Genomic DNA, 17559 nt, shown 5'->3' on the forward strand with positions numbered 1-17559 from the left:
AATCCCAATAATCCCAATAATCCCAATAATCCCAATAATCCTAATAATCCCAATAATCCCAATAATCCCAATAATCCTAATAATCCCAATTCGCCGCCAATATTACCAAGGGATAGATTTGCATTAGATAGAGGGCGATCGCTTTTCCCCGATCCCAACCAACCCTTTAGCCGCCAACAGCGGCAGAATCAAAACAGAATATCGCGAGATATAGGAAAACCCGGAGAAAGGATGCCGCGCGAAAGGATGCAATTTCCCAGAGAAGTGAGAAATTTCATCAATTCAAATATCCTAGATTCAGTTATTCAGTCAGCATTTCGCGGCGACATCGGCAGGAATTTGGAGACAGGCCAAATATCGGAAGCTTTGTCTCTGCTGGACAAATCTTTCAGCCAAGAATTCGGGGAATATTTAGGCATCAACATCAGCAACGAGTTGGTATCCCCAGAGGAAATTCAAAAAAAGTTAGAATCAGCGGGTAAAGAAACCGGCACAAAACCCAGCTTAATTTATCTATTCTCGCAGCCCGAAGAATTAAATTTAATGCTGATCACTTCTTGCGGTGAAGTGGTTCACAAAAGTGTGCCGTCAGCGAACCGACAAGAACTTCTGAAAGTTGTAAATGAGTTCAGGGGTGAGATTACCAAACCGGGGGTGCGGGCTACTACCAGTTATCTACCATCTTCCCAACAGCTTTATAAGTGGATGATTGGGCCTTTAGAGGACAGTTTGAAAAAGTGCGAAACGGATACTATTTCCTTTGTTGTCGATCGAGGTTTGAGAGGTATGCCCTTTGCTGCTTTGCACGACGGACAGCAATTTTTGGTGGAAAAGTACAATCTCAGCCTGATGCCCAGCATTAATTTAACAGATACCCGCTACGTCGATCTCAGAAATTCTCAAGTTTTAGCAATGGGTGCCTCGGAATTTTCCGAGTTGAATCCTTTGCCTGCGGTTCCTGCAGAAATAGCCGCTATTTCTAGAGAGTGGCCGGGAGTTAGTTTTCTGAATGAGGATTTCACTTTGGAGAATTTGAAGCGACAGCATCAAAGCCGATCTTTTGGGGTTATTCACTTAGCTACTCACGGCGAATTTCGACCTGGAACACCAAATAATTCTTTTATTCAGTTGTGGAATAGTCGGCTGCGACTGGATCAATTGCGGGATTTGAGATTGAATGATCCGCAGGTGAATATGTTAGTTTTAAGTGCTTGTCGGACTGCGGTGGGAGATGCACAGGCCGAGTTGGGTTTTGGGGGTTTGGCGCTGCAAGCGGGGGTGCAAACGGCTTTGGGAAGTTTGTGGTACGTGAGTGATGAAGGTACTTTGGGATTGATGAGTGAGTTTTACCAGCAGTTGAAGACGGCGCGAATTAAGGGGGCGGCGCTGCGACAAGCGCAAATTGCGATGTTGCGGGGGGATGTGCGTTTGGAGGGTGGCCGATTGCGCGGTTTGAGTCGGGGTGAGGGGGTGGAGTTGCCGACTTCGCTGCAAGGGTTTGCGGATTTAAAGTTGTCGCATCCTTATTATTGGTCGGCTTTTGTGATGATTGGGAGTCCTTGGTGATGGGTGATTAGTGATTAGTGAGTTGTTATTAGTGGGATATTAATGGTTTTTCGGGAAAAGTCGATCGCCCGCAAGCAAGCAAGTTCCGAGTGCGATCGGCCTGTTCACTATTTTTTATGCCGAGTCCGCCACCACCCGATCGCTTGATATCGTTTCCGATTGCACCGGAATTATTATATAGAGAACACGGCGCCCGGCCAATTTGTGTCAACTTAAATCGTCAGTCCGCCAGTCCTCCCGCCCGCCCGCCAGTCCGCCAGGGAATGAATTCCCTGGCTAATAGCTAAAGTCCTCTGAAGAGGACTAATGAGTTGAAAAATTCTTCTTCTCAGTCCTCTTAAGAGGACTTTAGCTTTGAGGCAGGGGTTTCAACCCCTGCCGGACTGCCGGACTACTCAACCAAAGCCTGCCGCTGAGCCTCCAACAATTCCTGAATTCCAGTTTCTGCCACATCCAAAATTTGATTTAACTGACTCCGGCTGAAACTTCCCTCTTCCGCAGTTCCCTGAATTTCGATGATATTCAAATCTCCATTCATTACCACATTACAATCAATTTCAGCCGCCACATCTTCCAGATAATTCAAATCTAAAAATGGCTCCCCTTCCAAAAGTCCCACAGACACGGCCGCCACTTGGCGAATCAAGGGCGATCGCACTAAATCACCTTTTTGTACCAACTTGTTCAAAGCGTCAGCCACAGCCACAAACCCGCCAGTAATTGAAGTCGTGCGAGTCCCAGCGTCCGCTTGCAAAACATCCGCATCGACAAGTATTGTGCGTTCTCCCAATAGTTGCATATCCAAGCACGATCGCAAACTGCGCCCAATCAACCGCTGAATTTCTTGAGTCCGTCCCGATAATTTCATAAATTCCCGCTCTTGTCGCTGCGGCGTAGATCCCGGCAACATTCGGTATTCCGCTGTCAGCCAACCTTGTCCGGTATTCTCCAGAAATCTAGGCACTCCCGGCTTGATTGTAACGCTGCAAAGTACCTGAGTATCGCCACTTTTCGCGAGCACGGAACCGCTAGCAAATTTGGTAAACTGTCGATCGAAACTAATCGGACGAATTTGATTTGGTAGTCTGCCATCTGGACGTTGGAAAGACATAATATTTAGGTGATTGGTAATAGGTAATTAGGCATTAAAACTTTAAAAGTTGGTATTAATATTCCGGTTTTTTTGATGCGGTAAATATGCAGTCATTCAATCTAAAATCTACTAAAATCTAAAATCCTATAATGATTTGCTCTTAGCCTCGATTAATTTGAGAATATCCTGCTGGACTTGTTGTGGAGATTGAGCGCCATCAATAGTTAACAGTTTGTTGCGGTATTCGTAATACTCTAAAAGAGGAATAGTGCGTTCGTGGAACAAATCCAGCCGACGCTGTAATATTTCAGGATGGTCATCCGATCGATCGCGCTCGATCGACCTACTCAGCAAAACCTCGATCGGCACTTTCAGCCAAACTGCCCAATCTAGCTCCTGCGCCAACTCCTCTAATAAAAAATCCAACTCCTCAGCTTGAAAAGCAGTTCGCGGATAGCCCTCCAATATCCAGCCATTAAAGACATCCCACAGCAGCAGTCGGCGGCGAAAGAATTCAATCATAGTTGCGTCGGGAACTAATTCCCCTTTTTCGACATAAGACACCGCCAGCTTGCCTAAATCTGTGTCTTCTGCGATCGCCTCCCGTAGAATGTCCCCCACAGCCAGCAAAGGAAGGCTCAAATTGCTGCACAGTAGTTCAGCCTGAGTTCCCTTTCCCGCTCCTGGCCCTCCCAGAATCACCACTCTCACAGTCCCTGCTCCTAGTGCCGCGACATTCAAATTTTACGCGATGTGTGTACTTTTTCTTCACAGTCCTGGACTTCCCAAGACTCTCATCGCCTTGCTTTTTCACCCTCTAACTATCTAAGGATCGTGGATTAAATAACTTCCTACAAAAAATGCTCTCATCACCGTGGTTTTTCACCCTATAACTGTATAAATGTCAAGCTCCACGCCGTATTTTAGTAAAAAACCCCGTTTCTGCCTAAGTGCTAATTGAGTTCAAAAATCGAACAAACGACTGCGAATGCCACTGCCGCGAGCTTTTGACAACTTATATATATAGTGTTCGATCGGATGTGCACCCGGCCCAGTACACTATATATTGTCAAGCAGGCTTCAGCCGCACCAAGGTCGGAGCTGCACTCAAGACTTAGTTGCTGATTAAATATTGCCCTATGGTTGCTCAGTTACAAACCCCTAAACTCAATTTAACCCACAGCTTGCCCTACACAGTTCAAGGGCTGGTGCAAGTCTTTACAGGCCCGCACCGCTGCTTTTTTACCAGTGTCATGGCTCAGGCCCTCAGAATTGCAGGACAGGGAGCTCCCGTGCTAGCGGTGCAGTTCCTCAAAGGGGGAATTAATCAAGGGCACCAGCATCCGGTGCGGCTGGGGCAAAATTTAGATTGGATGCGCTGCGATTTGTCACGCTGTATTGAGAATGCCGATCTAGATGAGCTGGAGACGCGATCGATCGAACAATTGTGGCAGTATGTTCAAAATGCGGTGCGTGAAGGTCGTTATGCCTTAGTTATTCTCGATGAATTGAGTTTAGCGGTTAATTTGGGCTTGATTCCCGAAGCCGAAGTGGTGGCATTGATTGACAACAAGCCCCATCATTTGGATATGATTTTTACCGGGCCATCGATGCCCCAAAGAATTTTGGATGTTGCCGACCAAATTACGGAAATTCGCCGCAGTTAAGGACAATGATTCAATTTGCGATCGCCTGTTTAGCGATCGCATTTTTTATGTAAAAAAACAGTATCAAAAAAAAAGAGGCGATCGCTTAGCTCAAAGAGCGATCGCACGCTGATCAATTTACCAGCGACGTTACGCTTGAACTACCGGATCGAAGACAACACTCAATCGATCTGCCGGCACCATCCGCTTGAGAATTTTCAAGTGACCGTCTGCATCAGACCAACTGCGAAACTCACCCACAACCACCTTTTCCACATTTGGAAGCGAGCGAACTATAGTCCACGGCTTGAGACGTTTTTCTTGCAACATACTAGATAAATCTCCTTGGTAAATTGGAGCCAAAGCCAGTCCCCCTCGTTGGCCACGACCGAAGACTGGCTTTTGACTTTGCAAACTTGCCCTTCTCTAAGAACATAGCACAAAAAAAATAGTTTGGGATTATATCTTATTTTTCGCTTTTTTTAGAGCTACTTTTTACAGAACAGATGATTAAACTCCACACTTATTAACTCTTTAATTCCCAACTCAAAACTATTTAATGACTAACACTTCGACTTCGCTTGGGGTGCAGCCTCACTAATAAATTCTGCCTTCTACCTTCTACCTTCCTTTTACTGAGATATTGCACCATTCTCAATAAGTTTTTTATGAACAGGCTTTCCGGCCTGTTCCACAAGAAAATTCACTCTTTGTGGAACAGGCCGGAAAGCCTGTTAAGCGAGAATAGTGCAAGATGTGAGTTTTACAAATCCCGCCGCGACAGCAGAAACCAGATCCCACCCAAACCCAAAACACCGCACAAAACCCCGCCTTCCCACCCAAAAACAGTCCCCCCCGGCAAATGTCCAGGCTTTGCTTTAGAAGAAAAATTCAGCTCCGAATAGTATACCCACTGGCTGTTAACCCGCCAGCCCACTCGATCGCCAAACTTCTCCCAAACTGTAGCATCATAAACACCAGGCTTTCCCCCCAACTTGAGCCACAAACCCTTTTGCACAGAAAAACCGAATCTGCGGTGACTGTGCCGCACCCAAAGTCGATCGATAGTCTGCAAATCCTTAGCTGGAAACTTCCTAATATCTTCCTCACTCAAATAACCCCGTGAATTTTGCTGCATCACCTCCAGCATTTTCACAGAAGTTTCCTCATCAGCACCACGCCAATTTTTAGCAGCCAGCAGCCTTGCCAAGTGAGAATAATCAATACCTTTTTCTGAGTCTAAATTCACAGAAATTAACAGAGTATCAGTCACAGGTTGAGTCGGAACCGAAGGACTAACAACAGTTGCCTGCTGCGACTTTTCCAGCACGGGGACAACAACAACAGGAGGTTTTAAAGCATCCAAAACTTCCACAGCAGATTTGTAGCGATCTTTAACATATTCCTGAATTAACTTATCCAAAACCTGACCTAAATCCTCGCTAATTTGTGTTCCTTTTGGCAAAGCCTCCCTCCACAGCCACCGGCCTTCAAGCGGATCGTAAAGGTCATCGTGAATGTCCCCGTAGATATCCAGATAAGGCATAACAGAAGTCAGCAAGCGAATGCAAGTCACCCCCAAACTGTAAAGGTCGCTAGCCGGAACAGCCCTACCGTGACGCTGTTCTAGAGCCGCGTAGCCGGGAGTTCCCAACTTCGTTCCTGTTTTGGTGGGAGCAGCAGCTACTACCTGTTTGGAAACCCCAAAATCTATCAGCACTAACTTACGATCGCGCGATCGGCGGATCACATTCTCCGGCTTAATATCGCGGTGAATTACATTTCTGTCATGAACAAACTTCAATAAAGGCAACAAATCTAACAGCAGTTCGCAAGTTTTAATTTCGCTATAAGCACCGTACTTATCTAACTCATCCTTTAAATTATTGCCATCAATAAACTCTTGCACCAAATACAAGCGCCCATCTTCCTCAAAATAAGAAATTAACTGAGGAATTTGCGGGTGCTTCAGTTCGTATAACCGCCTTGCCTCTTGTTCAAACAGTCGAACATATTTTTTAAAATGACCGGGCTTCCGCTGAAATTCTTGAGGGGGTGACAACTGTTTAATCACGCACAATTCCTCAAATTTTCCATGATTAACAGCTCGGAAAGTCCTGCCAAATCCCCCATCGCGTAGCGGTTCAGTTGCTGCATAAAGGTCTTTTAGCAGCAGCTTTGAACCACAATTAAGACAATACTTTGTGCCTGGTGGGTTCTGACGCTTGTCTCTTGGGCAATCGAGATTAAGGCAGTATGTCATATATTAAAAAAATGCGAACAAAATTAGTAGGAAGGGTTTTATATTATTCAAGAGTCCGATCGCGAGCTGGTTTTTGTAGAGGCGAAACCTCGAACCTTGCGGAGGCGGCAGCCACCCTCGCCATCAGAGGGGGCGCTCTCACCAGACTGCCACCCCTGAGCAAGTATAACTCTCTTGAGGGTTTGACCTCAAACTCGAAGTCCACATCTAACCTTAGACTCCGCTGCGTGCAATACATTTGATTTAGCGGTCAAATAGCCCGTAGATCAAACAGAAATAGTCATTTATTGCCAGCCCCGTGAGCACTGCAACGCCAAAAAAACTAAGGATTCCGCCTGAGATATAATTTTATTGCCAGAGAGAAGCACACTAACGGGAGCCACAGCTTCCGTCAAGTTCGATCGACCTAAATATTTTACCCGTAAAATATTTAACTTAACCAGGCATAATTAACAATCCAAAAATCCCCAACAAACGCACGTTAAAATAAAGACTAGCTTCCGCGATCGCCATCCGAACTCGATCGGACACTTAGCCAGTTTTCCCTGTTTCCTTTTTTCAGCTATTACCAGTTACATCTATTTCGATCGGTCTACTTAATTAGGAACCGCTAGTGACACCAAAACTACTGCCCTCTCCAACTCCAAACTCCCGCAAAAAATCACCAAAAGTACCTTGGTTCGAGCGGTTCATGGCACTGGTCGCCCTAGGAAATTTAAGCCTAGTATTATTTGACATAACTTACGTCCCCGGACGAGATTTCTACTTCCGGCAACTCCCAGTTCTAACTCAAGTATACGACCCATTTAAAGGAATTAAACCCCACCGAGACACCCAGCAATATCTGGAAACCTTAGAAGAATTAAAAATTCAAGTAGTGCAAACAGGATTGCCCTCTCCCCAAGTAGCAGCCAAATTGCAGGAAATAAACAATCTGAGCGCGAAAATGATCGACGAAGATCCCTTTCGAGTAGCATCAAAAAGTGGCACCCTAGAAAAAATCAAAGACCGGATGCGCGATCGCGTCCCGAATCCAGAAGACTCCGCTAAACAATCATTCCAAAGATTTTGGAGCCCTGACTATTTAAACAAACAAGACTGGCAAAAAGAAATCCAGTGGTTTGACTCCAAAATCAAGCCATTAATCGCCACCAACTATTACCGCGAGATTGGAGAAAACGGCGAATTTACCGATAACTTCTGGCTAATTGACCTGCCATTTATTGCCATATTCGCGATCGAATTTCTAGCCCGTACCTACTCGATCGGCCGCCGCCACCGCAGCGTCACTTGGCGATCGGCCATGCTCTGGCGATGGTACGACATCTTCCTGCTGCTCCCATTCTGGCGCCTGTTGCGAATATTACCCGTCACAATTCGCATCCACCAAGCCAAAATGCCGGATCTCCAACCCATACGCACCCAAATCAGCCGAGGTTTCGTCGCCAATTTCGCCCAAGAATTGACCGAAGTTGTAGTAATTCAACTCATCAACCAGATGCAACAATCAATTACCACAGGCGAACTCGCTCGTCAACTCTTTAAATCCCCAAAACAGCGCTATCTAGACATCAACAATATCAATGAAATAGAAGCGATCGCCACCCATCTCGTCCAAATAACCGTCTACAAAGTCCTCCCCCAACTCCAGCCCGACCTAGAAGCCCTCCTCCGGTACAATATTGAAAGCTTCCTCAAACAATCCCCCCTCTATCAAGGATGGAAGCAAGTACCCGGTCTGGGAAACCTGCCCGAACAGCTAGCACAGCAATTAGTTGCAGAACTCTCAAAATTAGCCACCCTCGGCCCCCAAGATGCCTACGAAGCCTTCAAAATCGCCAGCGAAGACCCCATAAGCATCAAACTTTCAAGCCAGCTAGTCCAACATTTCGGGCAAGCTTTAGGCACCGAACTGCAACAGCAGCAAACCTGGCAAGAAATACAACTGCTGCTGTGCGATTTCCTAGAAGAGTTCAAAATCAACTACATTCAGCGGTTGAGCGAAGAAGACTTCGAGAAAATTTTAGAACAAGCCAAAGAACTGCAACGGATAGCCCCGCGTTAGCGCAAGTCTCCACCGCTTTACTTATTTTTTTCTTCCCCAATTAGCAATTAGCAATTACCCTGCTTTAACTCCAGCAAATGAAACTTGCTGGAATTGTAAAGTTTCATGTGCGATCGGCATTCTCTACCAGAGTCATCTGCAGAGTTGTGCATCCCACATTCAGCGCGGTAGTGAGTTAGACCGCCGTTAGGGTCCTCAGCGGTCTGGGAACTCACGTTTTTAGCGATAAAGCTCATTTTTTTTAGACGTATATTATATCAATATATAGCAATCCTAAATGATTATACTCGTTACCAGGCTCTTCCTGGTAACGCAGATCCGGAGGAAGAGCCTCCATAGTCGGGGCCGAGGCAGAGCCTCGCTTACATCGGTTCCCAGGCAGAGCTTGGAAGTTAACCAGTTATTGAAACTGATGCGAGGATTGCTATATAGCAATCCTCGCATCATTTGTAAAAATATGTAGGGGTAGTGCTACCCCTACTCCCCGTGCCTACCCCAGCCTGCATCGGGGCAACCGGGCGTGGGGAGAGCCCCTACAAGAATTACACGAATCATTTAGGATTGCTATATATCTAATTTAGATGAAATGATATTTTTTATTGCCCATCTGTAAAGTAAAGTTAAAAACCACTACAAATAGCTGTAAACCAAGTAATCTATTAGATAGAATTGCTAGCTGATTTTCTCAAAAATTTTTTTTTTTACAAATGCTAGTAAAAAAATCAGGCGCTTCAGCAGGGAGCATCTCATATTTGTAAAAACACTTCTTCTTCCTCCTGCCTTCTGCCTCCTGCCTCCTCCCTCCTGCCTCGCAGCAAGAGAGCCTCAAAAATCCAATTTCTAACTTAGGTGCTTTCATTGAGATGTTCCCCTTCAGCATCTTTAGTCAGCTATAATTATAACCCTCTCATAGTAAACACCTAGAGTAGCTATGCTGGTTCAAGCAAGTTACTTTCTAAAAAGTTTCAATAACTATTATAGATAGCTTTTCAATATATATTTCCTCAGTCTCATTTCACTAAATCCACAGAGATTTTCCCTCAACTCGTTACCCCAGGAGTAACACCAATCAATGTCACACACATCTCGCACCACTTTTCTGTCAAACCGTTCTCAAAAAAAGCTGTCACTTCGCCTGATCCTAGTGTTGCCATTCGTCGTGCAAATCTTTGCCGCCGTCGGGCTGACCGCTTGGGTCTCGGTACGCAACGGACAAGAAGCTGTCAATAATGTTGCGACTCAACTCCGCAGTGAAGTCTCCGAACGCATCAATCAGAAGCTTAACGAATATTTAGAGGCTCCCCACCTAGTCAATCAAATCAATCTTGAGGCTGTCCGCCTAGGTCAAATTGACGTTCAAGACTTGCCACGCCTAGAGCGCTACTTTGTGCAGCAGGTACAGTTATTTCCGACAGCAGGTTCCATTATGTTCGGTAGTCAAAAATATGATGGCTTTATTGGGGCATTAAAACCTAAAAAAGACACCTTGCAAATCATGGAAGCCGGCCAAGCCACAGGGGGAAGTATTCGATTTTATGATATGACTAAAGACGGAGAGCGTATAAGGCTCATTCAGGAAAAGCCCGACTTCAAGATAGAGGAACGACCCTGGTACGTGGCTGCCGTCCAAGCAGGCAAACCAGTGTGGGGCGAAATATTTTCCTATCACGCTTTCCCAGAAATGGTTTTGCCTGCTAGTGTTGCTCTCAATGATAGTAAAGGAGCAGTCATTGGGGTATTCGCCGATCATTTTTTTCTAACACAAATTAGTGACTTTCTCAAAAATATAAAAATCGGTCGTTCAGGGCAAACTTTTATCATCGAGCGCTCAGGACTCATCGTTGCCAGCTCTACCCTAGAGCAGCCATTTTTAGTTGAAAATGCGAAAGCTAAACGCATCAATGCAGCTAAAAGCACAGATCCCTTAATAAGCTCTGCTACGAAGCAATTACAACAGCAATTTGGCGACCTAAAAAAAATTACCAAGCGAGAACAGCTTGACTTCTGGATCGATGGCCAACGACAATTTCTACAAGCGCTTCCTTATAAAGACGATCGCGGTTTGGACTGGTTAATTGTAATCACAGTTCCCGAAGCTGACTTCATGGAGCAAATTAATGTTAACACCCAGACGACCATTTTTTTGTGTTTAGGAGCCTTGGGACTGGCTACGGTTTTAGGAATATTAACCGCACGCTGGATTACTAACCCGATTCTTCGCTTGAGTGAAGCTTCTAGGGCAATCGCTAGTGGAGATTTAGACCAAAATGTGCAAGTAAAAGGCGTAGAAGAACTAGAAGTTCTGGGTCAATCATTCAACCAAATGGCACAACAGTTGCGCGAATCCTTTGATGCGCTAGCCAAGACCAATTCCGAACTAGAAATCAGAGTACAAGAACGCACTGCTGAACTCACGGAAGCCAAACAAATCGCGGATACTGCCAACCAAGCTAAAAGTGAATTTTTAGCAAATATGAGTCACGAATTGAGAACACCACTCAATGGAATTTTAGGATACGCTCAAATCCTAGAACGCTCAAAAACGATGGCTCCCAAGGAACTCCAAGGCATCAGTATTATTCACCAGTGTGGCTCCCACCTGCTAACCCTGATCAATGACATCTTAGACCTCGCTAAAATTGAAGCCCAGAAACTGGAACTGTACGCGAAAGATTTTCATTTTCCTTCCTTTTTGCAGGGAGTCGCGGAAATCTGCCGCATCCGAGCCGAACAAAAAGGAATTGCTTTTGTTTATCAACCCAGTTCGGAAATTCCTGCTGGCATCTACGCTGACGAAAAACGCTTGCGACAGGTACTAATTAACTTACTGAGCAATGCAATTAAGTTTACAGACTCGGGACGAGTGACTTTTAAGATAGAATATCTGGAAAAGGGGACAGGTGCAAAGGTACAAAGCCATCAGCAAAAGCCAGCCTCACCAATTCACAAAATTCGGTTTCAAATAGAAGATACTGGCGTTGGTATGACGCCAGAACACTTAAAAAAAATATTTTTGCCTTTTGAACAGGTAGGAGAGAGCAAGCGTCAGGCGGAAGGAACCGGACTCGGTTTAACAATTAGCCAGAAAATTGTCGAAATGATGGGTAGTACCATTCAAGTAAAAAGTCAGTCACGAACAGGCAGTGTTTTTTGGCTAGATTTGGATTTACCGGAAGCGGCAGACTGGGCAAATACAGTCACGATTGCCAAGCAAAGAAAGCTAGTTGGGTACCAAGGTAGAAAACAGAAAGTTTTGGTTGTGGATGACAAATGGGAAAATCTCTCAGTCATTGTCAATCTCCTGGAACCCCTCGGATTTGAAGTAACCGAAGCTAAAAACGGTCAAGAAGGTTTAGAAAAAGTAGAAGAGTTTAAGTTCGATTTGATTATCACTGACTTAGTGATGCCAGTGTTAGATGGCTTTGAGATGATGCGCCGTATCCGAAATTTGTCAGACTATACAGACGTGGCAATCATTGCTTCATCTGCCAGTGTATTTGCTACCGACCAACATAAAAGTTTGGAGGGGGGAGCCAACGATTTTCTCGGTAAGCCTGTGCAGGCAGAAGAGCTATTTGAGATGTTGCAAAAGTATTTAAAACTTGAATGGATATATGAGGAACGAAAAAATGAAAAAATCAGCAATATTGCCTTTTCCTCTGAGCCTCAATCACTTTCTGAATCGAACTCTGTAGTGGCTCCCCCGCCCGGAGAAATGGAACTCCTACTTGAACTGGCGATGAGAGGCAACGTGAAAGGAATTGTGAAGCGCAGTGAACACTTAGAGAAATTGGATCAGAAATTTGTGTCTTTTGCTGTTGAGCTGCGCCAGTTAGCCCAAGGCTATCAGGTCAAAAAAATTAAAGAGTTTATTACATCCCACAGGATAGAAAAAGAATGAAGGCAGCAAATATTGAAACAAGTAGCATCTTAATCGTCGATGATAATCCTAGCAATCTAGACGTGCTTTCTGAAGCTTTAGCGGGTTTTGGATGGGAGATATTGGTAGCAACTGATGGCGAAACCGCCATCGAACAGGCTGAATATACTCAGCCTGATTTGATTCTTTTAGATGTGATGATGCCAGGAATTGACGGGTTTGAAACCTGCCATCGCCTGAAGGCAAGTCCGTTGACGAACGAAATTTCGGTAATTTTTATGACGGCTCTTTCTGACATAGGAGATAAAGTCAAAGGCTTTAATCTAGGGGCTGTGGATTACATTACTAAGCCTTTTGAACAAAATGAGGTATTAGCTCGCGTCAATCTCCATTTAAAACTGCGTTCTTTGACTAAAACTCTCGCCGATCAAAATCTGCTTCTCAAACGGGAAATTGAAGACAGGATCGCAGCCGAAGCAGCGTTACATCAGCTCGCGCAGGAGTTAGAAAAACGGGTGGAAGAACGAACCGCTGAACTTTCTCAAGCTTTGGATAATCTTAAAAAAGCTCAGGTGCAAATCGTTCAAAGTGAAAAGATGGCTTGTCTGGGTCAACTTGTAGCTGGGGTAGCTCACGAAATTAACAATCCAGTTAGTTTTATCTCCAATAATATCCCTATTGCCAAGGAATATATTGCCGATTTGATCGAGATAACTCGGCTTTGCCAGCACCACGTTAATTCGACATCAGAATTTGAGGAGAAGTCCCAAGAGATTGAGTTAGATTTTATTGTGGAAGATTTGCCAAAAATTATTGATTCAATGGCGGTCGGAACAGAGCGACTTTACAATCTTTCTATGTCACTGCGTAATTTCTCTCGGTTGGATATATCGGCACTAACGCCAGTGAATATTCACGATGGGCTAGATAGTACCCTGTTGATTTTAGGTCATCGATTGAAAGGTAAAGGCACTCGCCCAGCTATTAAGGTTATTAAAGAGTACGGCGAATTACCGCTGGTAGAGTGCTATCCTGGGCAAATCAATCAGGTGTTTATGAATGTATTAGCGAATGCAATTGATGCTTTAGAAGAGTCTACGAGCAGTTGTCCGCCCTGCGGGGAAAAGCAACAGAGCAATGACAACCCACAGATTCGTATCTGCACTGAAATGCTTCAGGGCGACAGAGTTTTGATTCGGATTGCTGATAATGGGGTTGGCATAACTCAGGAAGTAATGCAGCATTTATTCACGCCGATGTTTACTACTAAATCAGTAGGTAAAGGGACAGGTTTAGGTTTGTCTATTAGCCGTGAGATTGTAGAAGCAAAACATGGTGGTAAGCTGACTTGCATTTCCTCGCCCGAATGGGGGGTAGAGTTTGTTATTGAGCTTCCAATTCAGCATTAGTAATGGGGAGTTTTTAGGGTTAATTTTAGTTTGGCTGTTTGGTCAATATAGCTGGTAATTTGCCGATCGCCCATGTCTAATCTACCAATCACCATCACTGTCAAACTCTTGGCCCCCTATCAAGAAGCAGAGGGCTTGTCCGAACTGAAATTACAATTTACCCAAGAAACTCCCGTATCGCAAGTCCTAGAACGCCTGAGTGCCACTCCTCCCCCTGTTCTAGGGGCGATCGCACATCTTGCACCATTGTCAATAAGCTTTTTAGGAACAGGCTTTTCGGCCTGTTCCACAAAGAGTAGATTTTCTTGTGGAACAGGCCGAAAAGCCTGTTAAGCGAGAATGGTGCAACATCTCAGATCGATCGCACCCGCTTGGGTATCAACCAGGAATTTGCCACACGCGACACCCCACTCCAAAACTGTGATGAAGTCGTCCTTATTCCCCCTGTCAGCTCTCCCCTTCTGCCCTCGGACAGTCCGCCGATGGCGATCAGTTTGTCACCGGGCGGGCGATCGAGCTAAACTGAGAACTGAGGCCTCCCTTCGATCGGAAGAAGTCCTCAAACTTCTTGGAAGAAATTGTTTTACCTAGGAGTGGGTCAAGCCCACTTTTTTTGTTGCATTAGTCGCAGGAAAAGAGCTCAGGGCGTCTGACTTGCAAGTTGAGGACTGATTTAGTAGGGGTATCCCCCCGCTTGAGATCCCTGCTGGGATGTTGGGTAAGTCCCAAAGTTGAAGACGAAAGTCGCAGCCACCTAATCAAACCACCTCAAAACCAAGCAATCTCAACAACAAATTTTTCCTTGCCCGTGTCCGAGTTTAGGAGTTTTAACTTAAGTATTCGATATGACTCATCCCCTAATCCCACAAATCATTGACTTAGCTACCCCCGTTGCGGAAACACTGGGATTGGAAGTAGTGGGAGCAGTGTTTCACACCAACCAAAATCCTCCCGTCTTGCGGGTAGACATCCGCAACCTCCAACAAGACACTGGTTTAGCCGACTGCGAGCGCATGAGCACAGCCCTCGATGCCGAGTTAGAGGCAGCCGACATCATAGCCGATGCCTACGTGCTAGAGATTTCCAGTCCCGGAATATCCCGATTGCTCAGCAGCGATCGAGAATTCATTACCTTTAAAGGTTTCCCCGTGACAGCCAAAACCACCGAACCCGACTCGCGAATCAAAGAGTGGAAAGGACTACTCCTGGGCCGGGATGAAACAGCGGTTTATCTCAATCAAAAAGGGCGACAGGTTAAAATTCCCCGCCCTCAGATTGTCAAAGTTGAACTAGACGAAGGAAAGGAGATGTAAAGGGAAATTTTGAGTTTTGAGTTGTAGGGGCAGTGCCCCTGTGCCCGCCCGATTTGAGTTTTGCGATTGCCTCGCAGCAAGCTGAAAACGCTTGGCTGCGAGTTAATTTTTAACAATCACATCTGTAGCAGCGGGTTGAAGAGGAACAACAAATAAATTGTTACTGCACCTAGCTTCCCTAATCCTATCCAGTAACTCATCACTCCTCGTCATCACTTTTTCTGGAAATTTTTCCAGTACCAATTACCGATTACCAGTTACTTGTTACCACAGCAAAAAAGGAGAGTTTTATATGTCAATGGTTCCCCTGCCCGGACTAAAAGAAATGGTCGAAGGTATTAGCAAAGAACGCAATTTACCCAAACACGCCGTCCAAGCAGCCTTGCGAGAAGCTCTGCTCAAAGGATACGAACGCTACCGCCGTACCCAAAAACTCGACCACTTCAGCGAAGAATACTTCGACAACTTTGATGTAGAACTAGACGCAGAACAAGAAGGTTTCCGCGTTTTAGCCAACAAAACTATTGTCGAAGAAGTCATCAATCCCGATCACGAAATCTCACTTACGGAAGTGCAAGAAGTAGCCACGGAAGCTCAACCTGGGAGCATCGTGCTCGTAGACGTAACACCAAATCAAAAAGAATTTGGTCGCATGGCGGCGATCCAGACCAAACAAGTTCTCGCTCAAAAACTGCGCGACCAACAGCGCAAAATGATTCAAGAAGAGTTTAAAGATTTAGAAGAAACCGTTCTTCAAGCAAGAGTGCTCAGGTTTGAGAGGCAGTCGGTAATTTTAGCTGTCACCAGCAGCTTCGGTCAGCCAGAAGTAGATGCCGAACTCCCTAAGCGCGAACAGTTGCCCAACGACAATTATCGGGCCAACGCTACATTCAAGGTTTATCTCAAAAAAGTAGGCGAAGGCTCAACTCGTGGGCCGCAGTTACTTGTTTCTAGAGCCGACGCAGGTTTGGTGGTTTACCTGTTTGCTAACGAAGTACCAGAAATAGAAGACGGGGTGGTGAGAATTGTTGCCGTAGCCAGGGAGGCAAATCCGCCATCCCGGCACGTCGGCCCCCGGACTAAAATAGCAGTTGATACTCTCGATCGCGACGTAGACCCTGTAGGAGCCTGCATCGGAGCGCGGGGATCGCGGATTCAGGTAGTAGTCAACGAATTGCGGGGCGAAAAAATCGACGTGATCCGCTGGTCTCCAGACCCAGCAACTTATATTGCTAACGCTCTGAGTCCCGCTAGAGTAGATGAAGTACGTTTAGTTGCTCCAGAAGGCAGGAGAGCTCACATTTTGGTCGCTGAAGACCAACTGAGTCTTGCCATTGGCAAAGAAGGTCAGAACGTGCGTCTCGCAGCCCGCCTCACCGGTTGGAAAATCGATATCAAAGATATTGCTAAGTACGATCGCGCGGCCGAAGACAGCAAATTGGCTGCAGAAGCAACTAGGCTCGAAGAACTAGAAGGCGACTACGAGGAAGCAGGCGACTACGACGAGGAAACCGCAGAATTTGAGGAAGAGGAGGCAGCAGCTACGGAGGAAACCGAAGCCGCTGTCTAAAAACTGTGACATTTACCGAAGAAGAATTCAGAATTCAGAATCCAGAATGGGTTCCGTGCGACAGGATGGAGAATCGAGCTTTAAAGCCCCCGATTTTAATCGTGGAACACAAAAAATTTTTTCCGTAACCCTTACCCCTGACTTGGGGCATGGCGTATTTTGAATTCTGAATTCTGTCTTCTGACTCCTTGTCCTAAGATTTTCTATCTTCGCCAGACAAGGAGGAGTTGTCCCCTACTCCCCCTCTCACAAGAAATGAAACCGAACTACCGGTGCTGTGCAAGTTGTCGAAAAATAGCTCCTAAGGAAGCTTTTTGGCGAGTAGTCAGGCTCTATCCTTCTCATCAGGTACAATTAGATCGTGGCATGGGTCGTTCTGCTTACCTTTGTCGGGAAGCCGAATGCCTCAAAGCAGCTCAGAAAAAAAATCGACTTGGGCGATCGCTCAAAGCGCCTGTGTCTGACGAACTCTACCAAACACTTTGGCAGCGTTTAGCCACATCTGACTGTACATCTTACTCGGGCCTAGCCGGACGAAAAACCGACAATAGTTCGGCATCGACTGTATAAACCCTCTTGGCAGCCCTACCAGTAATTACCGGTAGCGCCAGCTATAAAACCCCAATCCGATCTGCCCACCAGTCTGGAAAGATTTGTGTCAGATTAGATAAGGGTAGGGTACTAGCAGAGGTATCCTCAAGGTGGAAAGGCAAACTTTGAAGCTTGAGAGAGTGGGTTTTGCCAAAACTCAGAC

15 protein-coding genes are annotated in these 17559 nt (G+C 45.7%); 10 read left to right on the forward strand and 5 right to left on the reverse strand.

Going from position 1 to position 17559, the window contains the following annotated elements; all coding sequences use genetic code 11:
• Positions 1–1566 (forward strand): CHAT domain-containing protein (locus tag QUA88_RS00680; RefSeq protein WP_333269727.1); only part of this gene is annotated, 1566 nt, incomplete at its 5' end.
• A gap of 391 nt (positions 1567–1957) precedes the next feature.
• On the opposite strand, the gene rph is transcribed toward QUA88_RS00680, so the two are convergent.
• On the reverse strand, positions 1958–2677 hold the full coding sequence (gene rph, locus QUA88_RS00685) for a ribonuclease PH (RefSeq protein WP_333057849.1): 720 nt from the start codon (positions 2675–2677) through the stop codon (positions 1958–1960).
• A 126-nt stretch (positions 2678–2803) separates the two neighbouring features.
• Positions 2804–3370 (reverse strand): nucleoside monophosphate kinase, encoded by a 567-nt coding sequence (locus QUA88_RS00690; RefSeq protein WP_333259776.1) that lies wholly within the window; start codon positions 3368–3370, stop codon positions 2804–2806.
• Positions 3371–3798: 428 nt separating this feature from the next.
• On the opposite strand from QUA88_RS00690, the gene QUA88_RS00695 reads away from it, so the two are divergent.
• Complete coding sequence (locus tag QUA88_RS00695; protein WP_333057848.1) at positions 3799–4326, forward strand: P-loop NTPase family protein; 528 nt, start codon at positions 3799–3801, stop codon at positions 4324–4326.
• A gap of 129 nt (positions 4327–4455) precedes the next feature.
• On the opposite strand, the gene QUA88_RS00700 is transcribed toward QUA88_RS00695, so the two are convergent.
• Complete coding sequence (locus QUA88_RS00700; protein ID WP_333212631.1) at positions 4456–4719, reverse strand: hypothetical protein; 264 nt, start codon at positions 4717–4719, stop codon at positions 4456–4458.
• A gap of 349 nt (positions 4720–5068) precedes the next feature.
• Positions 5069–6568 carry a GUN4 domain-containing protein gene (locus QUA88_RS00705; RefSeq protein WP_333057846.1) on the reverse strand — a complete coding sequence of 500 codons (1500 nt, stop codon included), beginning with the start codon at positions 6566–6568 and terminating at the stop codon, positions 5069–5071.
• 613 nt (positions 6569–7181) lie between these two features.
• Here QUA88_RS00705 and QUA88_RS00710 point away from each other — a divergent pair.
• A complete protein-coding gene (locus tag QUA88_RS00710; RefSeq protein ID WP_445243016.1) occupies positions 7182–8633 on the forward strand; it encodes a hypothetical protein in 1452 nt (483 codons plus the stop codon).
• Positions 8634–8680: 47 nt separating this feature from the next.
• On the opposite strand, the gene QUA88_RS00715 is transcribed toward QUA88_RS00710, so the two are convergent.
• On the reverse strand, positions 8681–8848 hold the full coding sequence (locus tag QUA88_RS00715; RefSeq protein ID WP_333269731.1) for a hypothetical protein: 168 nt from the start codon (positions 8846–8848) through the stop codon (positions 8681–8683).
• A gap of 857 nt (positions 8849–9705) precedes the next feature.
• Here QUA88_RS00715 and QUA88_RS00720 point away from each other — a divergent pair.
• The 7 genes from QUA88_RS00720 (at position 9706) to QUA88_RS00750 (ending at position 17375) form a co-directional block, all read left to right on the forward strand.
• Complete coding sequence (locus QUA88_RS00720) at positions 9706–12534, forward strand: ATP-binding protein (RefSeq protein WP_333057845.1); 2829 nt, start codon at positions 9706–9708, stop codon at positions 12532–12534.
• On the forward strand, positions 12531–13922 hold the full coding sequence (locus QUA88_RS00725) for a response regulator (protein ID WP_333057844.1): 1392 nt from the start codon (positions 12531–12533) through the stop codon (positions 13920–13922). The genes QUA88_RS00720 and QUA88_RS00725 overlap by 4 nt, the downstream gene beginning before the upstream one ends.
• 72 nt (positions 13923–13994) lie before the next feature.
• Complete coding sequence (locus QUA88_RS00730; protein ID WP_333057843.1) at positions 13995–14255, forward strand: hypothetical protein; 261 nt, start codon at positions 13995–13997, stop codon at positions 14253–14255.
• The gene (locus QUA88_RS29415) at positions 14228–14443 is read left to right on the forward strand and encodes a MoaD/ThiS family protein (RefSeq protein WP_445243017.1); all 216 of its coding nucleotides are present in this window, start codon (positions 14228–14230) and stop codon (positions 14441–14443) included. The genes QUA88_RS00730 and QUA88_RS29415 overlap by 28 nt, the downstream gene beginning before the upstream one ends.
• A gap of 324 nt (positions 14444–14767) precedes the next feature.
• Positions 14768–15235, forward strand: a complete 468-nt coding sequence (gene rimP, locus QUA88_RS00740) for a ribosome maturation factor RimP (protein ID WP_333057842.1) — start codon at positions 14768–14770, stop codon at positions 15233–15235.
• 292 nt (positions 15236–15527) lie between these two features.
• Positions 15528–16805, forward strand: a complete 1278-nt coding sequence (gene nusA / locus QUA88_RS00745) for a transcription termination factor NusA (RefSeq protein ID WP_333057841.1) — start codon at positions 15528–15530, stop codon at positions 16803–16805.
• Between the two features lie 255 nt (positions 16806–17060).
• Entirely contained in the window at positions 17061–17375 is a 315-nt protein-coding gene (locus tag QUA88_RS00750) for a YlxR family protein (protein ID WP_333057840.1), read from the forward strand.
• The last annotated feature ends 184 nt before the right edge of the window (positions 17376–17559 follow it).

Origin of the sequence: Microcoleus sp. D3_18_C2 (assembly GCF_036702395.1) — a bacterium.
In the GTDB taxonomy this organism is placed as follows: domain Bacteria; phylum Cyanobacteriota; class Cyanobacteriia; order Cyanobacteriales; family Microcoleaceae; genus Microcoleus.